Annotated in this window: 21 protein-coding genes; 5 read left to right on the forward strand and 16 right to left on the reverse strand. The window is 72.5% G+C overall.

Annotation, left to right across the window (positions count from 1 at the left end; all coding sequences use genetic code 11):
* Positions 1-54: 54 nt before the first annotated feature.
* From AB0H32_RS34880 to AB0H32_RS34895, 4 genes are all read right to left on the reverse strand, one after another.
* A complete protein-coding gene (locus AB0H32_RS34880) occupies positions 55-1,083 on the reverse strand; it encodes a 6-phosphofructokinase (protein ID WP_361129251.1) in 1,029 nt (342 codons plus the stop codon).
* 123 nt (positions 1,084-1,206) lie between these two features.
* On the reverse strand, positions 1,207-1,884 hold the full coding sequence (locus tag AB0H32_RS34885) for a response regulator transcription factor (RefSeq protein ID WP_361129254.1): 678 nt from the start codon (positions 1,882-1,884) through the stop codon (positions 1,207-1,209).
* A complete protein-coding gene (locus AB0H32_RS34890) occupies positions 1,881-3,104 on the reverse strand; it encodes a DUF5931 domain-containing protein (protein ID WP_361129257.1) in 1,224 nt (407 codons plus the stop codon). Before AB0H32_RS34890 ends, AB0H32_RS34885 begins: the two co-directional genes overlap by 4 nt.
* Before the next feature lie 26 nt (positions 3,105-3,130).
* The gene (locus tag AB0H32_RS34895; protein WP_361129260.1) at positions 3,131-3,874 is read right to left on the reverse strand and encodes a lysophospholipid acyltransferase family protein; all 744 of its coding nucleotides are present in this window, start codon (positions 3,872-3,874) and stop codon (positions 3,131-3,133) included.
* A 150-nt stretch (positions 3,875-4,024) separates the two neighbouring features.
* On the opposite strand from AB0H32_RS34895, the gene AB0H32_RS34900 reads away from it, so the two are divergent.
* Together AB0H32_RS34900 and AB0H32_RS34905 are read left to right on the forward strand one after the other, a co-directional pair.
* Positions 4,025-4,804 carry an alpha/beta fold hydrolase gene (locus AB0H32_RS34900; protein WP_361129263.1) on the forward strand — a complete coding sequence of 260 codons (780 nt, stop codon included), beginning with the start codon at positions 4,025-4,027 and terminating at the stop codon, positions 4,802-4,804.
* Positions 4,797-5,351 carry a hypothetical protein gene (locus AB0H32_RS34905; RefSeq protein WP_361129266.1) on the forward strand — a complete coding sequence of 185 codons (555 nt, stop codon included), beginning with the start codon at positions 4,797-4,799 and terminating at the stop codon, positions 5,349-5,351. Before AB0H32_RS34900 ends, AB0H32_RS34905 begins: the two co-directional genes overlap by 8 nt.
* A gap of 6 nt (positions 5,352-5,357) precedes the next feature.
* Here the strand turns inward: AB0H32_RS34905 and AB0H32_RS34910 are convergent, their stop codons facing one another.
* The 6 genes from AB0H32_RS34910 to AB0H32_RS34935 all read right to left on the reverse strand — a co-directional run bounded on the left by AB0H32_RS34910 (position 5,358) and on the right by AB0H32_RS34935 (position 10,761).
* Complete coding sequence (locus AB0H32_RS34910) at positions 5,358-6,110, reverse strand: endonuclease/exonuclease/phosphatase family protein (protein WP_361129269.1); 753 nt, start codon at positions 6,108-6,110, stop codon at positions 5,358-5,360.
* Positions 6,111-6,260: 150 nt separating this feature from the next.
* Positions 6,261-7,214, reverse strand: a complete 954-nt coding sequence (locus AB0H32_RS34915) for an ROK family glucokinase (protein WP_361129272.1) — start codon at positions 7,212-7,214, stop codon at positions 6,261-6,263.
* Positions 7,215-7,281: 67 nt separating this feature from the next.
* Positions 7,282-7,770 (reverse strand): DUF5304 domain-containing protein, encoded by a 489-nt coding sequence (locus tag AB0H32_RS34920; RefSeq protein ID WP_361129274.1) that lies wholly within the window; start codon positions 7,768-7,770, stop codon positions 7,282-7,284.
* 57 nt (positions 7,771-7,827) lie between these two features.
* On the reverse strand, positions 7,828-9,000 hold the full coding sequence (locus AB0H32_RS34925) for an ArsA-related P-loop ATPase (RefSeq protein ID WP_361129277.1): 1,173 nt from the start codon (positions 8,998-9,000) through the stop codon (positions 7,828-7,830).
* Positions 9,001-9,353: 353 nt separating this feature from the next.
* Complete coding sequence (locus AB0H32_RS34930) at positions 9,354-9,794, reverse strand: SRPBCC family protein (protein ID WP_361129280.1); 441 nt, start codon at positions 9,792-9,794, stop codon at positions 9,354-9,356.
* A gap of 169 nt (positions 9,795-9,963) precedes the next feature.
* Positions 9,964-10,761, reverse strand: a complete 798-nt coding sequence (locus AB0H32_RS34935; protein WP_361129283.1) for a metallophosphoesterase — start codon at positions 10,759-10,761, stop codon at positions 9,964-9,966.
* A gap of 300 nt (positions 10,762-11,061) precedes the next feature.
* Here AB0H32_RS34935 and AB0H32_RS34940 point away from each other — a divergent pair, with 300 nt between their 5' ends.
* Positions 11,062-12,858, forward strand: a complete 1,797-nt coding sequence (locus AB0H32_RS34940) for an AMP-binding protein (protein WP_361129286.1) — start codon at positions 11,062-11,064, stop codon at positions 12,856-12,858.
* A gap of 32 nt (positions 12,859-12,890) precedes the next feature.
* Here AB0H32_RS34940 and AB0H32_RS34945 read toward each other — a convergent pair whose 3' ends face one another.
* Both AB0H32_RS34945 and AB0H32_RS34950 read right to left on the reverse strand, forming a co-directional pair.
* Complete coding sequence (locus AB0H32_RS34945; protein ID WP_361129309.1) at positions 12,891-14,477, reverse strand: GMC oxidoreductase; 1,587 nt, start codon at positions 14,475-14,477, stop codon at positions 12,891-12,893.
* Between the two features lie 224 nt (positions 14,478-14,701).
* Positions 14,702-15,844, reverse strand: a complete 1,143-nt coding sequence (locus AB0H32_RS34950; RefSeq protein ID WP_361129289.1) for a glycosyltransferase family 4 protein — start codon at positions 15,842-15,844, stop codon at positions 14,702-14,704.
* Positions 15,845-16,052: 208 nt separating this feature from the next.
* On the opposite strand from AB0H32_RS34950, the gene AB0H32_RS34955 reads away from it, so the two are divergent.
* Entirely contained in the window at positions 16,053-17,276 is a 1,224-nt protein-coding gene (locus AB0H32_RS34955) for a glycosyltransferase 87 family protein (RefSeq protein ID WP_361129291.1), read from the forward strand.
* On the opposite strand, the gene AB0H32_RS34960 is transcribed toward AB0H32_RS34955, so the two are convergent.
* Positions 17,240-18,556 (reverse strand): MATE family efflux transporter, encoded by a 1,317-nt coding sequence (locus AB0H32_RS34960; RefSeq protein WP_361129294.1) that lies wholly within the window; start codon positions 18,554-18,556, stop codon positions 17,240-17,242. The genes AB0H32_RS34955 and AB0H32_RS34960 overlap by 37 nt on opposite strands.
* 90 nt (positions 18,557-18,646) lie before the next feature.
* Between AB0H32_RS34960 and AB0H32_RS34965 the strand changes: the two genes are divergently transcribed.
* The gene (locus tag AB0H32_RS34965) at positions 18,647-19,177 is read left to right on the forward strand and encodes a PadR family transcriptional regulator (protein ID WP_361129297.1); all 531 of its coding nucleotides are present in this window, start codon (positions 18,647-18,649) and stop codon (positions 19,175-19,177) included.
* Here the strand turns inward: AB0H32_RS34965 and AB0H32_RS34970 are convergent.
* From AB0H32_RS34970 to AB0H32_RS34980, 3 genes are all read right to left on the reverse strand, one after another.
* Complete coding sequence (locus AB0H32_RS34970) at positions 19,165-20,367, reverse strand: hypothetical protein (protein WP_361129300.1); 1,203 nt, start codon at positions 20,365-20,367, stop codon at positions 19,165-19,167. The two genes, AB0H32_RS34965 and AB0H32_RS34970, sit on opposite strands and share 13 nt — an antisense overlap.
* Positions 20,368-20,396: 29 nt before the next feature.
* Entirely contained in the window at positions 20,397-21,422 is a 1,026-nt protein-coding gene (locus AB0H32_RS34975; protein WP_361129303.1) for an NlpC/P60 family protein, read from the reverse strand.
* A gap of 239 nt (positions 21,423-21,661) precedes the next feature.
* Positions 21,662-22,425 (reverse strand): NlpC/P60 family protein (locus AB0H32_RS34980; RefSeq protein WP_361129306.1); only part of this gene is annotated, 764 nt, incomplete at its 5' end.

A 22,425-nucleotide genomic window follows, 5' to 3' on the forward strand; every position in this document is an offset into this window, starting at 1 on the left:
GCCGTCCGGCGCCGGGAGCGAGCCCGCTTCGGCCGGGGAAGACCCCGGTCCGGCTCAGCCGAAGAACACCCCGACCTCGTCGTAGAGGGCCGGGTCCACCGTCTTCAGCCTGGCCGTGGCCTCCGCGATCGGGACGCGGACGATGTCGGTGCCGCGCAGGGCGACCATCTTGCCGAAGTCGCGGTCCCGGACGCAGTCGATGGCGTGCAGGCCGAACCGGGTGGCGAGCCAGCGGTCGAAGGCGCTGGGGGTGCCGCCGCGCTGGATGTGCCCGAGGACGGTGGTGCGGGCCTCCTTGCCGGTGCGCTTCTCGATCTCCTTGGCCAGCCACTCGCCGACCCCGGACAGCCGCACGTGCCCGAAGGAGTCGAGCGACTGGTCCTTGAGGACCACGTCGCCGTCCTTCGGCATGGCGCCCTCGGCGACCACGACGATCGGGGCGTACGACGCCTTGAAGCGGGAGGTGATCCAGGCGCACACCTGGTCGAGGTCGAAGCGCTGTTCCGGGATGAGGATGACGTTGGCGCCGCCGGCCAGCCCGGAGTGCAGGGCGATCCAGCCGGCGTGGCGGCCCATCACCTCGCAGACCAGGACCCGCATATGGGACTCGGCGGTGGTGTGCAGCCGGTCGATGGCCTCCGTGGCGATGCCGACGGCGGTGTCGAAGCCGAAGGTGTAGTCGGTGGCGGACAGGTCGTTGTCGATGGTCTTGGGCACGCCGACGCAGGGCACGCCGTACTCGTCGGAGAGCCGCGCCGCGACGCCGAGGGTGTCCTCGCCGCCGATCGCGACGAGCGCCTCGACCTCCAGCTTGGCCAGGTTCTCCTTGATACGGCGGATGCCGTTCTCCTGCTTGAGGGGGTTGGTGCGCGAGGAGCCGAGGATGGTGCCGCCTCGGGGCAGGATGCCGCGCACCGCGGGGATGTCGAGGCGGACGGTGTCGCCTTCGAGAGGTCCGCGCCAGCCGTCCCGGAAGCCGACGAAGTCGTACCCGTACTCCTGCACGCCCTTGCGGACGATGCCCCGGATGACGGCGTTGAGCCCGGGGCAGTCGCCGCCTCCGGTCAGTACTCCGACCCGCATGGAAATGTCCCTTCGCCGCGGTTGCCTGACGCCCAGTCACGGTAATGGTGATTCGCGTCACACAGCGAGAGGCGGGAAGGGTGATTCCGGTGAATTGTCAGGAGGTGGCTTGACCAGGCGGTTTCAGGCGTCGTCGAGCCCGCGCTCGATCGCGTACCGCACCAACTCGACCCTGTTGTGCAGCTGGAGCTTGCCGAGGGTGTTCTGGACGTGGTTCTGGACGGTGCGGTGGGAGATGACGAGGCGTTCGGCGATCTGCTTGTAGCTCAGGCCCTTGGCCACCAGCCGCAGCACCTCCGTCTCCCGCTCGGTCAGCCGGGGTGCCCCCGGCTCGTCGGCGTCGGCGGCGGGCGCGGGCTCGGAGGCCAGGCGCCGGTACTCGCCGAGGACCAGCCCGGCCAGGCCCGGGGTGAACACCGGGTCGCCGACGGCGGTACGGCGCACCGCGTCCAGCAGTTCCTCGGTCGACGCCGACTTCAGCAGGTAGCCGGTCGCGCCGGACTTCACGGCCTCCAGGACGTCGGCGTGCTCGCCGCTCGCCGACAGGACGAGGACGCGCAGAGCCGGGTTGTGGCCGACCAGTTCCTTGCACACCTGGACGCCGGGCTTGGCGGGCAGGTTGAGGTCCAGGACGAGGACGTCCGGGGCGGCGGCCCTGGCACGACGGACCGCCTGTTCGCCGTCGCCGGCGGTGGCGACCACCTCGAAGCCGGACTCGCTCAGGTCCCGGGCGACCGCGTCGCGCCACATGGGGTGGTCGTCGACCACCATGACCTTGATCGGGTCCTGCTGCTGTGTCATCGCTTCTCCGCCTTCCCCCGCGCCCGCTCGGCGCCCTTGGGTACCTTCAACTCCACTTCCGTGCCCTGCCCGGGGACGGAGATCAGCTCTGCGCTGCCGCCGAGGTCGCGCAGGCGTCCCCGGATCGACTGGGCCACGCCCAGCCGGCCCTCGCCCTCGGCCTGGGCGAGCCGGCCCACGGGGATGCCGGGGCCGTCGTCCCGGACGGTGACCACGATCTCGCCGGGCTCGTCCTCGACCAGGATCCAGGCCCGGGCCTCCGGGCCCGCGTGTCTGCGCACATTGTCCAGGGCGGCCCCGACCGCGGCGGCCAGCTCCCGCGCCGCCGCCTGCGGCAGCGGCACCGGGGCGCCGGGCTCGGCGAGGCTGACCCGGGCACCGGCATGGGGGGCGAGCAGCATGCGCAGGTCGACGGGGCCGTCGTCGTCCGGCTCCTCGACCGCGCGGACGACGGCGCCGGCGGCGGCGTCCTCCGAGACCCGGGAGACCGGCAGCAGACCGCCGGAGACCAGCGTGCGCAGCGCCACCTCCTGCTCCCCGGCCAGACGCCCCAGCTCGGCCGCCTCACCGCCGATGACCGCGCCGCGCCGCTGCACCATCGCCAGCACCTGGAGCACGCTGTCGTGGATGTCGCGGGCCAGCCGCTCCCGCTCCCGGGTCGCGGCCTCGATCTCCAGGGCGCGGGCGAGGGTGCGCTCGGAGGCGCGGGCGACCTCCACGACGTAGCCGATGGCCACGGAGGCGATCCAGACCAGCAGGACGGCGTGGATCGTTGCCCGGGTCGGGGTGCCCCGCTGGACGACGTTGGCGATGGCGACCGGCGTCGAGGCCAGCACCGCCCAGCGCCAGCCGCCCTTGAGCGCGAAGCCGAGGACCACACCGGCCGTCCATATCGACGGCAGCGTCGGGGTGCCCGCCACGATGCGCGCGTGGGAGGCGGCGACCGGCGTGAGAAGGATGCCGGTGAGCCCGATGGCCAGGTCGACGGCGAGGAAGCGCCGGGTGCAGTGCGCGGCGCTCGCGACCTTGGGCAGCGTGGCCAGGGTCCACACGAAGAGGACCGCGTAGTAGCCGACCGCGACCCAGGGGTGTACGAACTTGCCGTACCGGGAGACGAACAGGGCGATCGCGTACAGCATCGTCAGCACGCGGTATCCGGCGAGCGCACGCCACATCGGCTGCTCGACGGACATCCTCATGACGCGCTCGCGCTTGGGCACGGCCCCCGCTCCCCCCGGTCCGGCCGCTAGGCCTCGGCCTTCTTCTCCGCCTCCTTGGCGGACTTCTCCGCTTCCCTGGCCGCCTTCGCCGCGTCCGCGATCTGCCGCTTGGCGGCGGTCGCGTAGATGTCGACGTACTCCTGGCCGGAAAGCTTCATGATCTCGTACATGACCTCGTCGGTCACCGCGCGCAGCACGAACCGGTCGTGCTCCATGCCCTGGTAGCGGCTGAAGTCCAGGGGCTTGCCGATGCGGATGCCCGGGCGCATCAGCTTCGGTACGACCTTGCCGGGCGGCTGGATCTTCTCGGTGTCGATCATGGCGACGGGGATGACCGGCGCGCCGGTGGCGAGCGCCACGCGCGCGAGGCCGCCGGGCTTGCCGCGGTACAGGCGGCCGTCGGGAGAGCGGGTGCCCTCCGGGTAGATGCCGAACAGCTCGCCGCGCTCCAGCACCTCTATGCCGCTCTTGATCGCGGCCTCGCCGGCGCCTCGCGCCCCGGAGCGGTCCACCGGGAGCTGTCCGACGCCCTTGAAGAAGGCCGCGGTGAGGCGCCCCTTCACGCCGGGGGTGGTGAAGTACTCGGCCTTCGCGATGAAGGTGACCTTGCGGTCGAGGACGGCGGGCAGGAAGAACGAGTCCGAGAAGGACAGGTGATTGCTCGCCAGGATGGCGGGACCTTCGGCCGGAATGTTCTCCAGCCCCTCCACCCAAGGCCTGAAGGCGACCTTCAGCGGCCCCCCGATGGCAACCTTCATCGTGCCGTACATCACCCGCGTGCCTCCTGTTTCCGTCGATCAGACCTTAACCCGGAGTGCCGTCAATGACCCCGACGACCCTGGTCGGTGTCAGTGCGGTCGCGTACGGTGAAGCACATCCGCCCGTTCTGCACGCATCTCAGGAACAAAGGAGTCCCGAAGGTGCCGGTTCTTCCCGGAGCCGAGCCGTACCGCCACGAGGGCGGGGAGGTGGGAATCCTCCTCTGTCACGGCTTCACCGGCTCGCCCCAGTCGCTGCGCCCCTGGGCGGAGCACCACGCTGCGCACGGCCTGACCGTGTCGCTCCCCCTGCTGCCCGGGCACGGCACCCGCTGGGAGGACATGCAGCTCACGGGCTGGCAGGACTGGTACGCGGAGGTGGACCGCGAGCTGCGGCTGCTGGGCGACCGCTGCTCCCGGGTGTTCGTCGGCGGCCTGTCGATGGGCGGTGCGCTGGCGCTGCGGCTGGCCGCCAAGGCGGGCGAGCGGATCGCCGGGGTGATCCTCGTCAACCCGGCGAACCGGGTGCACGGCCTGTCGGCGTACGCCCTTCCGGTGGCGCGGCACCTCGTGCGGACGACGAAGGGCATCGCCAGCGACATCGCCAAGGGCGGTCCGGCGGAGCTGGGTTACGACCGGGTGCCGCTGCACGCGGCGCACTCCCTGCGGGTGTTCCTGCGCCGGCTGGACGGCGAGCTGCCCCAGGTCACCCAGCCGTTGCTGCTGCTGCGCAGCGCCCAGGACCATGTGGTTCCGGCGGCCGACTCGGCCCGTGTGCTGAGCCGGGTGTCCTCGAGGGACGTAACGGAGATCGTGCTGGAACAGAGTTACCACGTGGCGACGTTGGACCACGATGCGGACCGGATCTTCGAGGAGAGCCTCGCCTTCATCGGCCGGCTCGCACCCAGTGTCGGCAAGGAAGGGACGGCCGCAGTTGGCTGAGCACGACTCCGACCGCGAGGACCGCGAGCCGGACGAGAAGGGAGTGCCCTTCGACGAGGAGGCTGCCTGGCAGGCCATCGTCGCGGGGTACGGCGACGAGCCGGCGGACCCGCCGGGCGCCAAGCCCTTCAAATCGGTGGAGGACCTCGCGCTGCTAGAGAAGGACCCCCCGGGCGAGGGCGCCGCCGATTCCGGGCAACCGCGGCCGCTCGGCAGCTCGGTCTCGTTCGCACCGGGCGTCGGCCCGCGCGACCACACCGCGCCGGAGCCGTCCGAGGACGACTTCGACGAGGACGACGAGGGCCACTTCGTGCCGCCCGAACCGCCGCCGCTGCCCACGGCCGACACGACCGCCAGGTTCGCCTGGCTCGGGGTCGTCGGCGGCCCGATCCTGCTGCTGCTCGCCGTGCTGCTGGGCTGGGAGATGACCTGGTGGCTGACCACCCTCGGCATCGGCGGCTTCCTCGGCGGGTTCGTGACGCTGGTGGCCCGGATGCGGACGGACGACGACGATGACGTCGACCCGGGAAGCGGTGCCGTGGTCTGACGCGGGCTATGCCGCAGGGATCCTGAGGGCGGCCAGGACCGGAAGGTGGTCCGTGGCCGCCCTCAGGTCGCTCTCCGTGATCCCCGGCTGGTGCAGGGGCACGCCGCAGCCGAGCACCTCGATGCCCTTCGTGGCGAAGACGGCGTCGATGCGCTGGTGGGGGTGTGCGGGCGTCGAGGTGAACTCGCCGCCCCAGGGGACGGCGGCCCTGCAGTCCCGGAGGGCCGCGGCGAGGCGCCGGAAGGCGGGGCCGTCGGGCCGCTCGTTGAGATCACCGCCCGCGACGGCGTGCTCCACACCCAGGCCGGCGAGCCGGTCGAGGAGCATGCCGGCCTGCTCGTGGCGCTCGTCCTTCTGCAGGCTGAGGTGGCAGCTGACGACGCCCAGGCGGGCTGCGCCGAAGCGGACCACCGCGGTGGCGAGTCCACGCCGGTGGAGCCCAGGGGTGAGCGGGAGCAGGACGTCCTCGGTGCGCTCGACGGTGGCGCGCAGGGTGCACAGGATCGCCGGTCCCGCGGCCGTCGCGCCTCCGGTGAGGATGACCGTGCCGGAGGCGGCGGCGAGCCGGGCGAGCTTCTTGCGCCAGCGGAAGAAGCGGGGGGCTTCCTGGACGAGGACCAGGTCGGGGGCGCAGGCGGTGATCACTCGGGCGAGGGCGGCCGTGTCGTCGCGCATCGAGCGGATGTTGTAGCTGAGGACCCGGATGACGGCGGAACCGTCCGGCTCTGTACGGGAGTTGGGGAGCGGCGGGGTCGGCATGCGGATCAATGTACGCCGTGACCCGTGGTTCACTGCGCCTCCGGCCCGGGACGTTCGTCCGTTCGCGACCGCGGGTCGTACGCGGCTGATCGCGCGGTTCCCCGCGCCCCTGTGGGGCACGGGGAGTCGCCCTGTCTCGGAAAGCGGGAACTACATGATCGGGTCGGGCTCGCGGGCCAGGTCCGCCGCGCCCACCAGGCCCGCCTTGTTGCCGAGCTGGGCCGCGATGACGTCGGCGACCGGGCGCCAGTTGCCGCCGACCAGCCAGCGCTTGTAGGACTTGCGGATCGGGTCGAGGACCAGTTCGCCCTCGTCGGAGAGGCCGCCGCCGACGATGAAGGCGGAGGGGTCGAAGAGGGAGGCGAGGTCGGCGAGACCGGCGCCGGCCCAGCGGGCCAGCTCGCGGTAGGAGTCGACGGCGACCAGGTCGCCCTGGCGGGCGGCCATGGAGATGTGCTTGCCCTCGATGCCGTCCGGGGTGCCGTCGCCCAGACCGAGCAGGATCTCGGCGGCCTCGGGGGTGGCGTTGGCGCGCTGCTTGGCGTAGCGGACCAGGGCGCGGCCGGAGGCGTACTGCTCCCAGCAGCCCTGCGAGCCGCAGCCGCACAGCAGGCCGTCCGGGACCATCCGGATGTGGCCGAACTCGGCGGCCACGCCGAAGTGGCCGCGGCGCAGCTTGTTGCCGATGATGATGCCGCCGCCGAGGCCGGTGCCGAGGGTGATGCAGATGACGTTGCGGTGGCCCTTGCCGGCGCCGAACTTGTACTCGCCCCAGGCGGCGGCGTTGGCGTCGTTCTCGACCACGACCGGGAGGCCGACGCGGGCCTCGACCTTCTCCTTCAGCGGCTCCTGGCGCCAGTCGATGTTGGGAGCGAAGTACACCGTGGAGCGCTGCCGGTTCACGTACCCGGCCGCACCGATGCCCACGCCGACGATCTCGTGCCCGGCGTGCGCTCCCTCCACGGCGGAGGCGATGGCGTCCACGATCGCCTCGGGCGTGCCCGGGGTCGGCACCTTGTGGGTCGAGAGGATGTTGCCTTCCTCATCGACCACGCCGGCCGCGATCTTCGTGCCGCCGATGTCGACGCCGATGGTGAGTCCCATGAATCCCTCAGTTTCGGTCGAGCCCCGCTACGGCCAACCGTACCCGAGGCCCTGCCGCGGGAGGCCTTCAGTCCAGGTCGATGCGTTCGCCCGGGCCGGTGCCCTCGTCCCGGCCCGGACGGCCGGGCCGGTCGTCCTCGGGACCGGCCGCGCCGGTGGTCCAGCGGTGCTCCTGGGCCTGGACGGCGGAGCGGTAGGCGGCCAGCAGTTCGGTGCCGGCCGCAGCGAGGTGGTCGAAGACCTCCGGGTTTCGCTCTATGACAGGTTCGACGGCAGCCTTCGCCTGCTGGACGACCTGCCGCACCACCTGCTGGGCGGCGGGTCCGGCGACGGCCTCGAGGAGCGGGGACTGCAGGCCGGAGAGCCTGTCGGCCACCGTGTCGACGAATTTGCGCAGTTCCTCTGCGGCGGAGCCCGGGGTCGGACCGCGCTCGGCGCGGCGGCGGGCCTTCTCGGCGGCGAGGTCCTCGGCACAGGCCGTGGCCCAGGCGTCGGCGTCGGTCGCCCGCTGCTCGGTCTCCTCGACGGGGTCGGGTGCGGGGCGCTCTTCGCTCATGGCGGACTCCTGACTACGGTTCGCCCCTACGACGTTACCCGAATAGGCGTACGGCGTTCACCGCCCGGCGACGGGCCACAGGTCAGGGTCGGGGGCGAACCGGATGCGCAGTTCGCCCTCCCGCAGCCCCGCGCCGGCGACGGTGCACCGGCGCAGGGCGGACGGCAGTGGAACGATCCGCCGGAAGGGGCCCGCGGTGATCAGGAGTTCGTCGCCGCGCCGGACCAGGTCCAGGTCCTCCCGTATCGCGCCGGGCAGCGGGATGTGCCACACGAGCACGCCGTCCTCGGCGAGCCGGTCGGCCACGGGCCACCCGACCGGGGCGGGCGCGGGGTTGACGGCGGGCACGGCGAGGGCGGCGAGGTCGTCGGTGCCGTGCGGATCGCGGCCGAGGTGGCGGACGGCGTGGGTGTCGTGGTGCTCCGCCCACTCGGCCAGGACCTTGCCCTGCTGGGCGAGAAGCCCGGCGGACCAGGCGTCGCAGGCACTGTCGGGCAGCACGCGGTTGGCGATCAGGGCCTCGGTGCGCAGGGAGCGCAGGGCGAGGCCGAGGGTCGCGGTACGGACGGCGTCGGCGCCGGCGGGACCGGGCTCGGCGACCAGGCGCACGGCGGTGTTCCGGTCGGTGAGCACCGCTTCGACGGCGCCCAGCTCGACGTCCCAGCGGGCCGCCGTCTCGTACAGCCACTCGGCGGGCATGGGGACACCGGCCAGGCGGCCGAGGACCGGGCGCAGGGCACGGGCCGCCTGCCGCTCGGGCGGGAGCAGACGGCGCAGGTAGCGGCGCAGCTCCTCGGGGAGGGCGAGGAGGGCGAGGGCCTGCGGGAGGGGTGGGAGGTCTACGACGAGGAGGTCGTAGCGCTCGGAGAGGGCGGCGTCCCGCAGGGAGCGCAGGAAGGACAGTTCCTCGGCGCCGGGCAGCGGGGTGACTTCCTCGGTGTCCAGACGGGAGGCACCGAGGAGGTCCAGGACGTTCGCGGCGCGGGTCTGGAAGGCGGTGAGGTCCTGCCGGAAGCGGTCGGCCGCGTCGGGCCTCCACACGGTGAGGAGGGGGGCGGCTTCGGTCGGGGCCGGTCCTGTTCCGGTGCCCAGTGCCGTGCCGAGGGTGTCGGTGCGGTCGGCGCTGAGGAGGAGGGTGCGGGTGCCGTCGCCTGCGGCGCGCTGTGCGGTGGCGGCGGCGATGGTCGTACGACCGCTGCCGCCCGGGCCCGTGATCAGGATGGTGCGCATGAGGGTGAACGGTAACGGAGGGCCGGGGCGCGGGGTGCCGCGGTCGGGCGGCGTTGACACGGCACCCGGCACTGCGGGCCGTGGACGGCACGACCGCCGACGACCGCGTCGGCACGACCACCCACCGCTCAGGCGACCCGGCCACGAGGCTCGCGCGGGGACCGACCACCCGCCACGCACACGACCCGGTTCACGGCGCTCACACGGACCGGCCAGCCGCCGCGGACACGACCCGGCCACCGGGCTCGTGCGGGACCGACCACCCACCGCTCACACGACCCGGCCGCGGCCGGCTCACGCGGCGTGGTCGGGCGTCCTCCCAGCCGGGCGAACGGGTCGGTGGGCGGGAAGGGTCAGCTTCCCGACTCCACCCTCTTCTTCAGGCCCGCGAGAGCCCGGTCGATGATGACCTTCTCGGCCTTGCGCTTGATCATGCCGAGCATGGGGATCTTGACGTCGACCGTGAGCTGGTAGGTGACCTCGGTGCCGCCCGCGCCGGCCGGCTTCAGCAGGTAGGAGCCGTCCAGCGAACGCAGCATCTGGGACTTCACCAGGGTCCAGGAGACCTCGTTCTCACCGGCCCAGGTGTACGCCAGCGTCTGGTCGTCCTTGATGGCACCGGCGTCCATGACGAGCCGGACCTGCTCGGCGCGGCCCCGCTCGTCGGTCGCCAGCACCTCCGCCTCCTTGACCTCGCCGGTCCAGTCCGGGTAGCGGGCGAAGTCGGCGATCACCGCCATGACGTCGGCCGGAGCCGCCTCGATCGTGATGCTCGAACTGGTGTGTTCCGCCATCGCCGTGGCTCCTCCAGATACGGACCGAAGAGAGTCTTCGTGCGCCGGGTGCGCACGTGTGTGCAGCGTGAAGGCTACCGCGCCGCCGACCTGCCGCCTTCACCGCGCCCGCCCTGCCCCTCCCCCGCCCGCTCCGGCCTTCCCTCCCACCCACCCGGTCCCGGGGTTCTCACCATTCGAGCGCCCAGGGCCTGCCCGTACCGGCGAAGTGCCCGACGTTCACGCACTCGGTCGCCCCGATCCGCATCCGGCGCACCAGCGGCTGGTGGACATGACCGAAGAGGGAGTAGCGGGGCCTGGTGCGGCGGATGGCGTCCAGCAGGGCCCGGCTGCCCCGCTCGAAGCGGCGCGCGACCGTGTCGTAGACCAGTTCCGGGACCTCCGGCGGAATGTGCGTGCACAGCACGTCGACCTCGCCGACCGCCTCGATCTTCGCCGCGTACGCCTCGTCGTCGATCTCGTAGGGCGTCCGCATCGGAGTGCGCAGGCCGCCGCCCACGAAGCCGAAGGTCCAGCCGCCGATCTCCACCCGCTCCCCGTCCAGCACCGTGGTGCCGGATCCCGCGTACTCGTTCCACAGGGGCGGCATGTCGACATTGCCGTACGTGGCGTACGTCGGTGTCGGGAAGGCGGCGAACATCTCGGAGTACTGCTTGCGCACCGCCTTCTCGATCGCGGCGGCCCGGTCGGAGCCGATGCCGGCCCACAGCCGGGCACCGAAGGCGCGTGCCTCCTCGAAGCGGCGCGCGGTGCGCAGCTCGACGATGCGGTCGGCGTTCTCCCTGCCGAACAGGTCGGGGAAGATCCCGCGCGAGTGGTCGGCGTAGTCGAGGAAGAGGACGAGGTCTCCCAGGCAGATCAGGGCGTCCGCTCCGTCGCCGGCCCGGGCCAGGTCACGGGCGTTGCCGTGCACGTCACTGACCACGTGGACGCGTGTCCTTCGGCTGCCGGAGCGTGTGGGTGCCATGGTGATCAAGGGTAGGCGCGTGGGGTGTGCGTGAACAGTGCCAGCCCAGGCTCTGGTTACTCGCCGGTCGCTTAGGCCGTGGACTACTGTGCGCGAAGGAACGCCATCCCGTGTGACGCAGGGAACATCTCGTCGGCACCCCCTGTCGTAGAAGCCATACCGGCGGGTAACGTCCGGGCAGTCCAGTCGTGCTCTGGGTTTCAACCAAGCGTGAATATCCGGAGCACTTGCCCGAGCCGTGGACCGCACCGTCGCATCACACAGTGTCGTGGCGCCGGCGCCCTATGAGGAGCAGCAGTCTTGCGCGAGTTCAGCCTTCCGGCTTTGTACGAGGTCCCTGCGGACGGCAATCTGACCGACATCGTCCGCAGAAACGCCGCGCAGCATCCCGACGTCGCCGTCATCGCCCGCAAGGCAGGCGGCGCCTGGCAGGACGTGACGGCCACGGAGTTCCTCGCCGAGGTGCGCACCGCCGCCAAGGGCCTCATCGCGGCGGGTGTGCAGCCCGGTGACCGGGTCGGCCTGATGTCCCGGACCCGCTACGAGTGGACACTCCTCGACTTCGCGATCTGGAGCGCGGGCGCGGTCACCGTGCCGGTGTACGAGACGAGCTCGCCGGAGCAGGTGCAGTGGATCCTCTCCGACTCGGGCGCGACCGCCTGCATCGTGGAGCTGGACAGCCACGCGGCCGCCGTGGACTCGGTGCGCGAGACGCTGCCCGCCCTCAAGCACGTCTGGCAGATCGAGGCCGGCGGCCTGGAGGAGATGGGCCGGCTCGGTCAGGACGTCGCGGACGCGACCGTGGACGAGCGCTCCTCGCTCGCCCGCGCCGACGACCCGGCGACCATCGTCTACACGAGCGGTACCACCGGCCGCCCCAAGGGCTGCGTGCTCACCCACCGCAGCTTCTTCGCCGAGTGCGGGAACATCGTCGAGCGGCTGCGGCCGCTGTTCCGCACCGGTGAGTGCTCGGTGCTCCTCTTCCTCCCGCTGGCGCACGTCTTCGGGCGCCTGGTGCAGGTCGCGCCGATGATGGCGCCGATCAAGCTGGGCTGCGTCCCGGACATCAAGAACCTCACGGACGAGCTGGCCGCGTTCCGGCCGACGCTGGTCCTCGGTGTCCCGCGCGTCTTCGAGAAGGTCTACAACTCCGCGCGCGCCAAGGCGCAGGCGGACGGCAAGGGTGCGATCTTCGACAAGGCCACGGACACGGCGATCGCCTACAGCAAGGCGCTGGACACCCCGTCGGGCCCGCCGCTGGGCCTGAAGATCAAGCACAAGGTGTTCGACAAGCTGGTCTACAGCAAGCTGCGCGCGGTCCTCGGCGGCCGGGGCGAGTACGCGATCTCCGGCGGCGCCCCGCTGGGCGAGCGGCTCGGCCACTTCTTCCGGGGCATCGGCTTCACGGTGCTGGAGGGCTACGGCCTGACCGAGTCCTGTGCGGCGACCGCGTTCAACCCCTGGGACCGGCAGAAGATCGGCACGGTCGGCCAGCCGCTGCCGGGTTCGGTGATCCGGATAGCGGACGACGGCGAGGTCCTGCTGCACGGCGAGCACCTGTTCGAGGAGTACTGGAACAACCCGGGCGCGACCGCGGAGGCGCTGGCCGACGGCTGGTTCCACACGGGCGACATCGGCACCCTCGACGAGGACGGCTACCTCAGGATCACCGGCCGCAAGAAGGAGATCATCGTCACCGCGGGCGGCAAGAACGTGGCCCCGGCCGTGATCGAGGACCGCATCCGGGCGCACGCGCTGGTCGCGGAGTGCATGGTGGTGGGCGACGGGCGGCCGTTCGTGGGCGCGCTGGTCACCGTCGACGAGGAGTTCCTGGGCCGTTGGGCCGAGGAGCACGGCAAGCCGGCGGGCTCCACCGCGGCGTCGCTGCGCGAGGACCCGGATCTGCACACGGCAATCCAGGCGGCGGTCGACGACGGCAACGCCGCGGTGTCGAAGGCGGAATCGGTGCGGAAGTTCCGCATTCTGTCCTCCCAGTTCACGGAGGAGTCGGGCCACCTCACCCCGTCGCTGAAGCTCAAGCGGAACGTGGTGGCGAAGGACTACGCGGACGAGATCGAGGCGATCTACGCGAAGTAGTCACCTTTGCGCCGGGGAGTTCCGGCGGTGCGTCATGGCGCGGTGTCCTCGGCGAGGACCCGCGCCATCGTGCGTTCGGCGAGCGCGGTGATGGTGACGAACGGGTTCACGCCGAGCGAGCCGGGCACGAGCGAGCCGTCGGTGATGTAGAGCTTCGAGTACCCCTTCACCCGGCCGTAGTCGTCGGTGGCCTTTCCCAGGACGCAGCCGCCCAGGGGGTGGTAGGTGAAGTCGTCCGCGAAGATCTTGCTGGTCGAGCCGAAGAGGTCGTACCGGTAGATGGTCAGGTTGGCCGCGTTGATCCGGTCGAAGAGCTTCTTGGCCATGGCGACCGACACGGCGCTCTGGGCGGGGTTCCAGTCGAGCTTGACCGCGCCGGCCGAGGAGTCGTACGAGAACGACGCCCGCTCCGGGTTCTTGGTGATCGCCAGGTACAGGCTGATCCAGTGCTCGAACCCCATGGGCAGCGGAGCGATCTCGGCGAAGACCGGGTTGTCGGCGTTGGCCCAGTCGTCGATGCCCATGACGGGCATGGTGGCCTGGTTGGCGCCTACGGTGTCCCAGACGTGGTTGGCGCGGCCGAGCATGGTGTTGCCGTTGGTGCCCCAGCCCGCCCCCACCCCGGAGTTCAGGTCCGGCAGGGTGCCGGTGTCCCGGGCGCGGACGAGGAGTTCGGTGGTGCCGATGCTGCCGCCGCCGAGGAAGAGGTACGTGCAGCTGTACTGCTTGGTCTCCACGACCGTGCCGGTGGCATCGATGCGGTCGGCGGTCAGGACGTACGATCCGTCGCTCGCCCTGGTGATGGCCCTGACCTTCTCCAGGGTGTGGATCGTGACGTTGCCGGTGCCGAGGGCCGCGGCCAGGTAGGTCTTGTCGAGGCTGCGCTTGCCGTAGTTGTTGCCGTAGATGACCTCGCCGGCGAGCGCGGACTTCGTGGCCGTGCCGGCGGCCTCGCGCTGCATGTAGCCGAAGTCGTAGACGTTCGGCACGAAGGTGGTCTTCAGGCCGGCGTTGGCGGCTGCCTTCCGGGAGGTGCGGGTGAACCGGTACCAGTCCGTGGACTCGAACCAGGCCGGGTCGACGGTGTTGACGCCGAGCATGGAGCGGGCGCGCGGGAAGTAGGTGCCGTACATGTCGTCGGCGTCCACGGTCGGGAACTGCTCGGTGAAGTAGGACTTCAGCGGGGTGACCGCCATCCCGCCGTTGACCAGCGAGCCGCCGCCGACGCCGCGGCCGACGTACACGGACATGTGGTCGTAGTGGACCCGGTCGAGGACTCCGGGGTAGGGGCTGATGTCCTTGTTGACGACGTCCAGCCACAGGAAGGTGGCCAGCGGGGCCTCGGTGCGGGTGCGGAACCACATGGAGCGCTGGTCGGGGGCGCTGGTGGAGCAGAACACCTTGCCGTCGCTGCCGGCGGTGTTCCACAGGAGGCCCATCTCCAGGACGAGGGTGCGGATGCCGGCCTGGCCGAGGCGGAGGGCGGCGACGGCGCCGCCGTAGCCGGAACCGACCACGATGGCGGGAGAGTTGTCGACGGCGGCCGGTTCGGCCGCCTGTGCGGACTGGAGACCGATGCGGGTGAGACCGGCCGCGGCGGCGGTCTGGAGGGCGATCATGCCCAGGATGTGACGCCTACTCAGCTGACGCTGCATCAGTTTTGCTGTCATGCGCGCAGCATGTGCGGATTTTCCGGTTCCGCCAAGGGGCTGCGCGGGCGCAGGGCGCCAACTGTGCGGGTGAGTACGCGTGGTCGGGCGACTGCGGGTGCGTCGTGGCTGATCGCGCCCGCGGGGCGGAGCCGCAGATCGACACAGACCCGCTCCCCTTGGGGGCGCTCGTCCTACAGGAGATCCTTCAGCCCTTCCGCCAGCAGGTCCCAGCGCCACTTCTCCTCGACCCACTGCCGGCCGCGCTCCCCCATGCGGCGGCGCAGGTCGGCGTCGCCCAGCAGCGCCACGATCCGCTCGGCCGCCTCCGCCGGCTCGCCGCCCCGCACGACCCAGCCGGTCTCGCCGTCGAGCACGGCGTCGGGGGCACCGCCCGAGTCGCCCGCGACGACCGGCAGCCCGGTCGCGGAGGCCTCCAGATAGACGATCCCGAGACCCTCGACGTCCAGACCGCCGCGGCGGGTGCGGCACGGCATGGCGAAGACGTCCCCGGCACCGTAGTGCGCGGGCAGCTCGGACCAGGGCACGGAGCCGGTGAAGCGGACCGATGCCTCGACGCCCGTCTCGCGGGCCAGCCGGCGCAGATCCTGCTCGTAGGGGCCGCCGCCCACGACGAGCAGCACGGCGTCCGGCTCGGCGGCCAGGATGCGGGGCATGGCCTGGATGAGCGTGTCCTGGCCCTTGCGCGGCACCAGCCGCGAGACACAGACCACGACCGGCCGCTCGGTGAGCCCGAGCCGCGCTCGCACCTCCTCGCCGCCGGAGCCGGGGTGGAAGGTCTTCTCGTCGACCCCGGGCGGCAGCTGCACCATGCGCCCGGCCGCATCCGGCGTGAGCGCGGCCGCGATCCGGGAGCGGGTGTACTCGCCGAGATAGGTGATCGTGTCCGTGGACTCGCCGATCCGGCGCAGCAACTGCCGGGCGGCGGGCAGCTGGGCCCAGCCGGCCTCGTGCCCGTGGGTGGTGGCCACCAGCCGCCGGGCACCCGCCCGGCGCAGCGCCGGCGCCATCAGACCGAGCGGCGCGGCCGCCCCGAACCAGACCGAGGTGCAGCCGTGCTCGCGCAGCAGCCCGACCGCCCGCCGGGTCGCACCCGGCGTGGGCAGCAGCATGGTCGTGCGGTCGCGTACGACGGTGAAGGGCTGCTCGGCGTCGAAGGCCGCCGTGGCCTCGATGCCCTCCCGGCTGCGCTTCCAGGTGGAGGCGTACACGACCAGCTGCCCGGGGTCCAGCCGGAGGGCCATGTTGTGCAGGAAGGCCTGGATGCCGCCCGGCCGGGGCGGGAAGTCGTTGGTCACGATCAGCGTCTTGTGCATCGCCGCCGACCCTACCGGGCCCGGCCGTCGTCCACCCGCCCACCCGACTCGGCCGGCAGAGCGCCACAACGGTAGCCTCGGCGGTGCTTCCCGGCTCAGAGACTGTGGTGAGCGGGCGGGCGGCCGAGGCCGTATTCCACGGCACCAGGACGGACCACGGGGGATCATGGATCCCGGAGCCAGGGCAGCCGGACGGACAGGGGCGCGGGTGTACAGGACGAACGGGAAGCCGGCGCTCCTCCTTGCGTCCTGGTGCGTCACCCGGCTGGTGCTGCTGCTCCTCGTCTTCCACGTGCTCGCCTTCCCCGGCGTGGACGTCACCGGCGACGTGTCGGTGACCTACCAGGGCTGGTACGACGTACTGCGCCAGGGAACGTTTCCGCTGAGCGACGTGACCTGGCAGTACCCGCCCGCCGCCGCCGTCGCGATCCTCTCCCCCGCCGCCCTGCCCTTCCTGAGCTACTCCCACGCCTTCTTCGTGCTGACGTGCCTGGCCGACCTGGCCGTGGTGTCCCTGCTGCTGTACACGGGCGGGCGGCCCGGCCGATCGCTGCGCGGGGCCTGGACCTGGGTCGCGGGCGTGCCGCTGCTCGGCCCGACGGCGTACGCCCGCTACGACCTGATGGTGACCGCGGTGGCGGTGGCGGCCCTGCTCGCGGGCGCCCGGCGCCCCCGCGTCCTGGGCGCGCTGGCGGCCTTCGGGGCGCTGCTGAAGGTGTGGCCGGCGCTGCTCCTGGCGGGCGCCGCGCGGCGGGCATGGGGCTCGGCCGCGGTGACCGCGAGCGCGATCGCCGCGCTGTTCGCGGTGACCATGCCCGGTGCGTTCGCCTTCCTCACCTTCCAGCGGGAGCGGGGCACCGAGGTGGAGTCGCTGGGCGCCCTGGTCTTCCATGTGGCCCGGCACTACGGCTGGCACGGCGCGGTGCTGCTGAACTACGGGTCGATCGAATTCCTCGGCCCGTACGTCGGGCTGGTCAGCACTGCGGCGATGGCGCTGACCGGGGCGGCCTTCGGCTGGCTGGTGCTGTGGCGGGTGCGGGCGGCCCGCATCGCGCCGCACACGGTCGCGGACGCGGCCTTCGCGGCGGTGCTGCTGTTCACGGTCACCAGCCGGGTGATCAGCCCCCAGTACCTGGTGTGGCTGATCGGCCTGGCCGCCGTCTGCGTGTGCTTCCGGGCCAGCCGGATGGGCATCCCCGCCGTGCTGGTCCTCGTCGCGACCCTGCTGACGGTCATGGAGTTCCCGGGCGGCTTCGCGCACGTGGTCGCGAGCGACACCTACGGCGTCACGCTGCTGCTGCTCCGCAACGGTCTGCTGGTCGCCGCCGCGCTCATGGCGGCCCGGAGGCTGTGGCGGTCCACGGTCCCGGTGGCCACCGTGCGCCCGCTGCCCGCTCAGGCGGCGCGCACGAAGGAGACCTCCGCCTCCTGACACCCCGCCCGCCGCAGCAGCACCGCCACGGCCCCGCACTGCACGGCCATGGCGAGCGCCATCGCCAGGCAGATGCCGGGCAGGCCGAGCCCTGACAGAGCGCGGGCCAGGGCGAGCTGGACGGCGGTGCCGAGCAGGGTGACCCGGAGCAGTGCCGGTGCTCCGCCGCTGCCCTCGAAGACCCCGCCGAGCGCGATGCAGCAGGACATCAGCAGCAGGTAGGGGCCGATGCAGCGCAGGAACAGCACGCCCAGGCGGGCGGCGTCGGGTCCGGCGCCGAAGGCGGCCATGATCCAGGGGGCCGTGGCGGCGAACAGCACCGCGGCGCTCAGGCCGGCGGCCAGGGACACGAGCATCGCCTGCCTGCCGATGTCCCGGCGCGCGTCCTTGCCCGCGCCCCGGGTGTGCGCGGTGTGGATCGCCGCGGCCTGCCGTACCGCGTAGAAGGACATCGTGGCGACGTACAGGACCTTGTAGGCGATCGCGTAGGCGGCCACCGCCGGGACGCCGAGCCGCGCCACGATCGCCACCAGCATCAGCGCCCCGCCCTGGCGCACGGTGAAGTCGGCGGACATGGGCAGGCCGGTGGTGAGGGTGCGGCGCAGGGCGGCGGGCATCGGCTCGGCGGGGCGGGATCGCGCGGCCGTGCGCAGCAGGGCGTTGCGGCCGAGGGCGCGCAGGCCCGCCACCAGCGCCACGCATCGGCACAGCACGGTGGAGGCGGCGGCCCCCTGCACGCCGTAGAGGTGGATCAGGACCGGGTCGCAGAGCAGGATCAGCCCGTTGGCCAGCAGGGCGAGCCGCATCGGGGTGCGGGTGTCGCCGGTGCCCTTGAGAATGCCGTCGACGAGCTGCTGGGCGAAGAAGACGGTCATGCCCGGCAGGGAGATCGCGAAGTAGGCCGTCGCCAGGTGCAGGGCCGTGGGGCCGTCACCGAGGACCAGTCGGGCCAGCGGCTCGCGCAGCAGCAGCCCACCCGCCACGACCACCGGCGTGACCAGCCCGCACAGCACCGTGCCCGCGCGCACCGCGGCCCGCACGGCGCCGGGGGCGCGTGCTCCCCGGGCGTGCGCGACCAGCACGGTCGTACCGGAGGCGAAGAGCAGCGCGAGGCCGAGCAGCACGTTCTCGGTGCTGGTGGCGACGGCCACGGCGGCCACGGCGGCGCCGCCGAGCCGGGAGACCCAGACGGTGTTGATGATTCCGGACGCGACCGAGGCGAGGAGCGAGAGGTAGACGGGGTGGGCGAGCGAGAGCAGCCGGGTGCGGTGAGCGTTCATCGAAGTCCCCCTCTTTTCGAGCTACATCGAAACGAGGTAGCTCGAAAAGAGGTAGCATGGCTGTCGGTCCCGCTGCAAGGAGGAGTTCGCGTGCTGGAGCTGTCGATCCTGGGGTTCCTCGCCGAGGAGCCCCTGCACGGCTACGAGCTGAAGGAGCGCATCACCGCGCTGAGCGGCCATGTCCGCCCGGTCAGCGACGGCGCGCTCTACCCGGCCATCAACCGGCTCGTCGCCGCGGGCAAGCTCGACCAGCGCACCGAGGACGGCGCGAGCGCCGCCCAGCGCCGGGTGCTGTCCCTCACCGGGCCGGGCCGCGCGGATCTGCTGGAGCGGCTGCGCCGCCCCAAACAGGTGGAGATCACCGACCACGTCCGCTTCAACACGGTCCTGGCCTTCCTGCACCACCTGCCCGACCCGGACGAGCAGGCAGCGGTGCTCCGTCGACGCCTCGACTTCCTCCAGACCCCGTCGAGCTTCTTCTACCGGGACGGCGAACCGGTGCGCGCGGAGGAGACCGGGGACCTCTTCCGGCAGGGCATGCTGCGGGTCGCCCGGGCCACCGGCGCGGCGGAGCGGGAGTGGCTGCGGGAGGCCATCGAGGTGCTCGGTCAGCCGAGCTGAGCGCGCAGGTAGGCGCGCCAGCGCGCGGTGAACGCCCCGGGCGTGGTCCCGAGCACCTTCTGCAGCGCGTCCTCGACGGCGCCCGCCCGCTTCGCGTGGGCGCCGACGGCCCGGTAGAAGGCGTCGAGCCGGGCCGTTCCCCAGTGGCCGGCGATCATCCGGCAGGCCAGCCAGCCGCCCTCGTAGGCCTGTGCGAGCCCGGCCGGGGCGCTGCTGAAGCGGAAGTCGCCGTCGGCGGGGAGGACCGAGGGCACCCGGCCGTCCCGGACGGCCCGGGCGAGTTCCGGCGCGGCCTCGGGAGGTGTGCGGCCGGTGCCGAGGTAGCCGATCCAGTCGGCGTAGCCCTCGGAGAGCCACAGCGGGGTGGCGGCGGTGGTGTGCGCCCTGGTGGCCACATGGGTGGTCTCGTGGGTGAGCACGACCTGCTTGCCGACAGCGCCGAGCAGGGCATAGGCCTCCGGGTTGACGACCACCCGGTCCGCCGGCGCCGCGCCCGCTCCACCCGCCTCGCCGGTGGTGACCGCGGCGATGCCCCGGTAGTCGGCGGCGGGCGAGCCGAGCAGGCCCGCCATGCCCTCCAGCGTGCGCGGGACGAGGACGACGACCCGCCGTGTCCACTCCGTGCCCCAGGCGCGGGAGACGGCCGGGACGGCGCGGTCGGCGAGCCGGGCGTAGCCGCGCAGGTCGCCCGCGCTCCGGCCGGTCCCCAGGACCAGGCTGTGCGCGCCCCTGACCGCCGTCACCGCACCCTGGTCCCACAACTGCTGCCCGGCCTTGTGCGCGGGCCTGTCGGCGGTGACGTACCAGTGGCCGTCCGCGGTGCGGCCGAGGGCGAGGGTGCGACGGGCGCTGACCGGGGCCCGGTCGTAGCCGGCGACCCGGTAGCGCAGCTCGGCGTCGGCGGTGGCGCCCGGGCCGCCGCCGTGCAGGCCGGTCACCCGGTAGGTCCAGGAGGTCAGCGGGAGCGCGCGCAGCCGGGCGTACTCGCTCCGGGTGCCCGTCGCACCGTAGGCCGTCTCGTCGTGGCCGAGCAGGGCCGCCGACCGCCGGTCGAGCACCTGCTGCACCTGGGCCCGCGCGGTGTCGGCCGCCGTCGGCCCGCCGCATCCGGACAGGGGTGGTACGAGCAGCAGACAGAGTCCCGCCGCCGCGGTGCGCCACACCCCCCGCCTCCGTCTGCGATCAGCCATTTCCCGATCGTACGGTGCGCAGCGGGCCGTCAGGGCCGGGTGATGGACGCGATCGGCATCATCCCGACCGGGTCGTAGCGCACCGGTGCTCCCGGGTAGGGCGCGTGGACGACCTGGCCGTTGCCGACGTACATCCCCACATGACTGGCGTCGGAGCGGTAGACGACCAGGTCGCCGGGGCGCGCCTGGGAGAGCGGGACCTGCCGGCCGGCGTACCGCTGCTCCTGCGAGGTGCGCGGCAGATGGACCCCGGCCCGCCCGTACGACCACTGCATCAGGCCCGAGCAGTCGAAACCGGAGGGACCGTTGGCACCCCACACGTAGGGGCGGCCGAGGGCGGAGAGGGCGGCGGCGACGGCGGCCGAGGCGCGGGAGTCGGGGTCGACGGCACCGCCGGCCAGATCGGGCACGCCGGGCAGGTCGGCGCGGGCGGAACGGGAGGCCCGGTCGTAGGCCGCGCGCTCGGTCGCGGGCAGGGAGTTGAGCAGCCGCCGGGCCTTGGCGAGCTTCTGCTCGACGGTCCGCTTGTGCGCGGCGACCGCCTTGCGGCTCTGCTCCAGGGCGGCGAGCTTCCCGGCGGCCGCGGCGCGCTCCTGGGAGAGTTCCCGCATCACGGAGCGCAGTTCGCGCAGCCGGTCCGCCTGCTGGGCACCGATGCGGTCGAGGGTGGCCGCCTTGTCGAGGTAGTCGTCGGGGTTGTCGGAGAAGAGCAGGGCGACGGCCGGGTCGATGCCGCCGGAGCGGTACTGGGCACCGGCCAGCGAACCGAGCTGCTCGCGCAGGGTGTTGATGCGCTGCTGCTGCCGGGCGATGTGGTCCTGGGCGTCCCTGACCTCGCGGCGCAGCGTGCCGGCCCGCTCCTCGGCCTTGTCGTAGGCCTGGGTCGCCTTCTCGGCCTCCGTGTACAGGCGGTCCACCTCGGCACGGGTGCCGCCGTGCGGCGCTGCTTGTGCGGGTACGGCACCGAGCGCGGCGGCCGCGGCGGCGAGGGCGCACAGGGCGGCACCGGCGCCCCGGTCGAACCCGGACGGTGCAAGGCGGCGATGGGACCCCACGGCAGTCCTTCTGCTGGCGGACAAGAGAAGGCTTCCCCAGCGCCGGGGACGGGGAGGCCCCTACGCCGGGGAAACGCGCCAGACAGTAGCCGTGCGACAGGGCCGCGGCGAAACACCTGGGCGGCTGCACAAAACGGGACGCCCCGCCGCTGACGCAGGTCATGGGCGGGGCGTGGAGTCAGTTCCGGTTCAGGGGATTCGCCCGTTCGGACGTCACCCCGTCCTGACGAAGGGACGGGTCAGACCCGGACACCGAACTGGAAGGGCATGTCGCTCATCGCCTCGTAGCGGACCACGGCACCGGTGTGCGGGGCGTGCAGCACCTGGCCGTTGCCGGCGTAGAGGCCGACGTGGTGGATGTCGCCGTAGAAGAAGACCAGGTCGCCGACCTGCAGGTCGTTGACGGAGCTGATCCGGGTGCCGATGGTCGCCTGGGCCTCGGAGGTGCGCGGTATGGAGACGCCGGCCTGGGCGTAGGCCCAGGAGGTCAGGCCCGAGCAGTCGAAGGAGGAGGGGCCGGTGGCGCCGTAGACGTAGGGCTTGCCTATCTGGCTCTGGGCGGCGGAGAAGGCCGCGCCGGCCCGGCCGGAGGCAGGGGCGCTGTGGCCTATGTCGACGCGCTCGGTGGAGGAGCGGTCGGCGCGCTGCTGCTCGGCGGCGAGGGCCGCCTTCTCCTTGGCGGTCAGGGTGTTGAGGAGCTTCTGCGCCTCGGCGAGCTTGCCCTGGACTTCCTGCTTCTTGTTGCCCAGTTCCGTACGGGTGGAGGCGAGGTCCTTGAGCTTCTCGGTGGCCTCGGCGCGCTCCTGGGCGAGTTCGCGCTGTTTGTCCTGGATCTTCTTCAGGGCCTCGACCTGCTGGCTGCTCAACTGGTCGAGCGTGGAGGCCTTGTCGAGGAAGTCGTCCGGGTCGGAGGACAGGAAGAGCTGGACCGAGGAATCTATGCCACCGGAGCGGTACTGGGCGGTCGCCAGCGAGCCGAGGCCGTCGCGCAGCTTGTTGAGCT

Origin of the sequence: Streptomyces sp. NPDC020362 (assembly GCF_040642095.1) — a bacterium.
Lineage (GTDB): Bacteria > Actinomycetota > Actinomycetes > Streptomycetales > Streptomycetaceae > Streptomyces.

Bases quoted from the DNA above. Each gene is read 5' to 3' on its own strand.
- AB0H32_RS34880 (WP_361129251.1), bottom strand. From the start codon at position 1,083: ATGCGGGTCGGAGTACTGACCGGAGGCGGCGACTGCCCCGGGCTCAAC.
- AB0H32_RS34885 (WP_361129254.1), bottom strand. From the start codon at position 1,884: ATGACACAGCAGCAGGACCCGATCAAGGTCATGGTGGTCGACGACCAC.
- AB0H32_RS34895 (WP_361129260.1), bottom strand. From the start codon at position 3,874: ATGTACGGCACGATGAAGGTTGCCATCGGGGGGCCGCTGAAGGTCGCC.
- AB0H32_RS34910 (WP_361129269.1), bottom strand. From the start codon at position 6,110: ATGCCGACCCCGCCGCTCCCCAACTCCCGTACAGAGCCGGACGGTTCC.
- AB0H32_RS34915 (WP_361129272.1), bottom strand. From the start codon at position 7,214: ATGGGACTCACCATCGGCGTCGACATCGGCGGCACGAAGATCGCGGCC.
- AB0H32_RS34920 (WP_361129274.1), bottom strand. From the start codon at position 7,770: ATGAGCGAAGAGCGCCCCGCACCCGACCCCGTCGAGGAGACCGAGCAG.
- AB0H32_RS34925 (WP_361129277.1), bottom strand. From the start codon at position 9,000: ATGCGCACCATCCTGATCACGGGCCCGGGCGGCAGCGGTCGTACGACC.
- AB0H32_RS34930 (WP_361129280.1), bottom strand. From the start codon at position 9,794: ATGGCGGAACACACCAGTTCGAGCATCACGATCGAGGCGGCTCCGGCC.
- AB0H32_RS34935 (WP_361129283.1), bottom strand. From the start codon at position 10,761: ATGGCACCCACACGCTCCGGCAGCCGAAGGACACGCGTCCACGTGGTC.
- AB0H32_RS34945 (WP_361129309.1), bottom strand. From the start codon at position 14,477: ATGATCGCCCTCCAGACCGCCGCCGCGGCCGGTCTCACCCGCATCGGT.
- AB0H32_RS34950 (WP_361129289.1), bottom strand. From the start codon at position 15,844: ATGCACAAGACGCTGATCGTGACCAACGACTTCCCGCCCCGGCCGGGC.
- AB0H32_RS34960 (WP_361129294.1), bottom strand. From the start codon at position 18,556: ATGAACGCTCACCGCACCCGGCTGCTCTCGCTCGCCCACCCCGTCTAC.
- AB0H32_RS34970 (WP_361129300.1), bottom strand. From the start codon at position 20,367: ATGGCTGATCGCAGACGGAGGCGGGGGGTGTGGCGCACCGCGGCGGCG.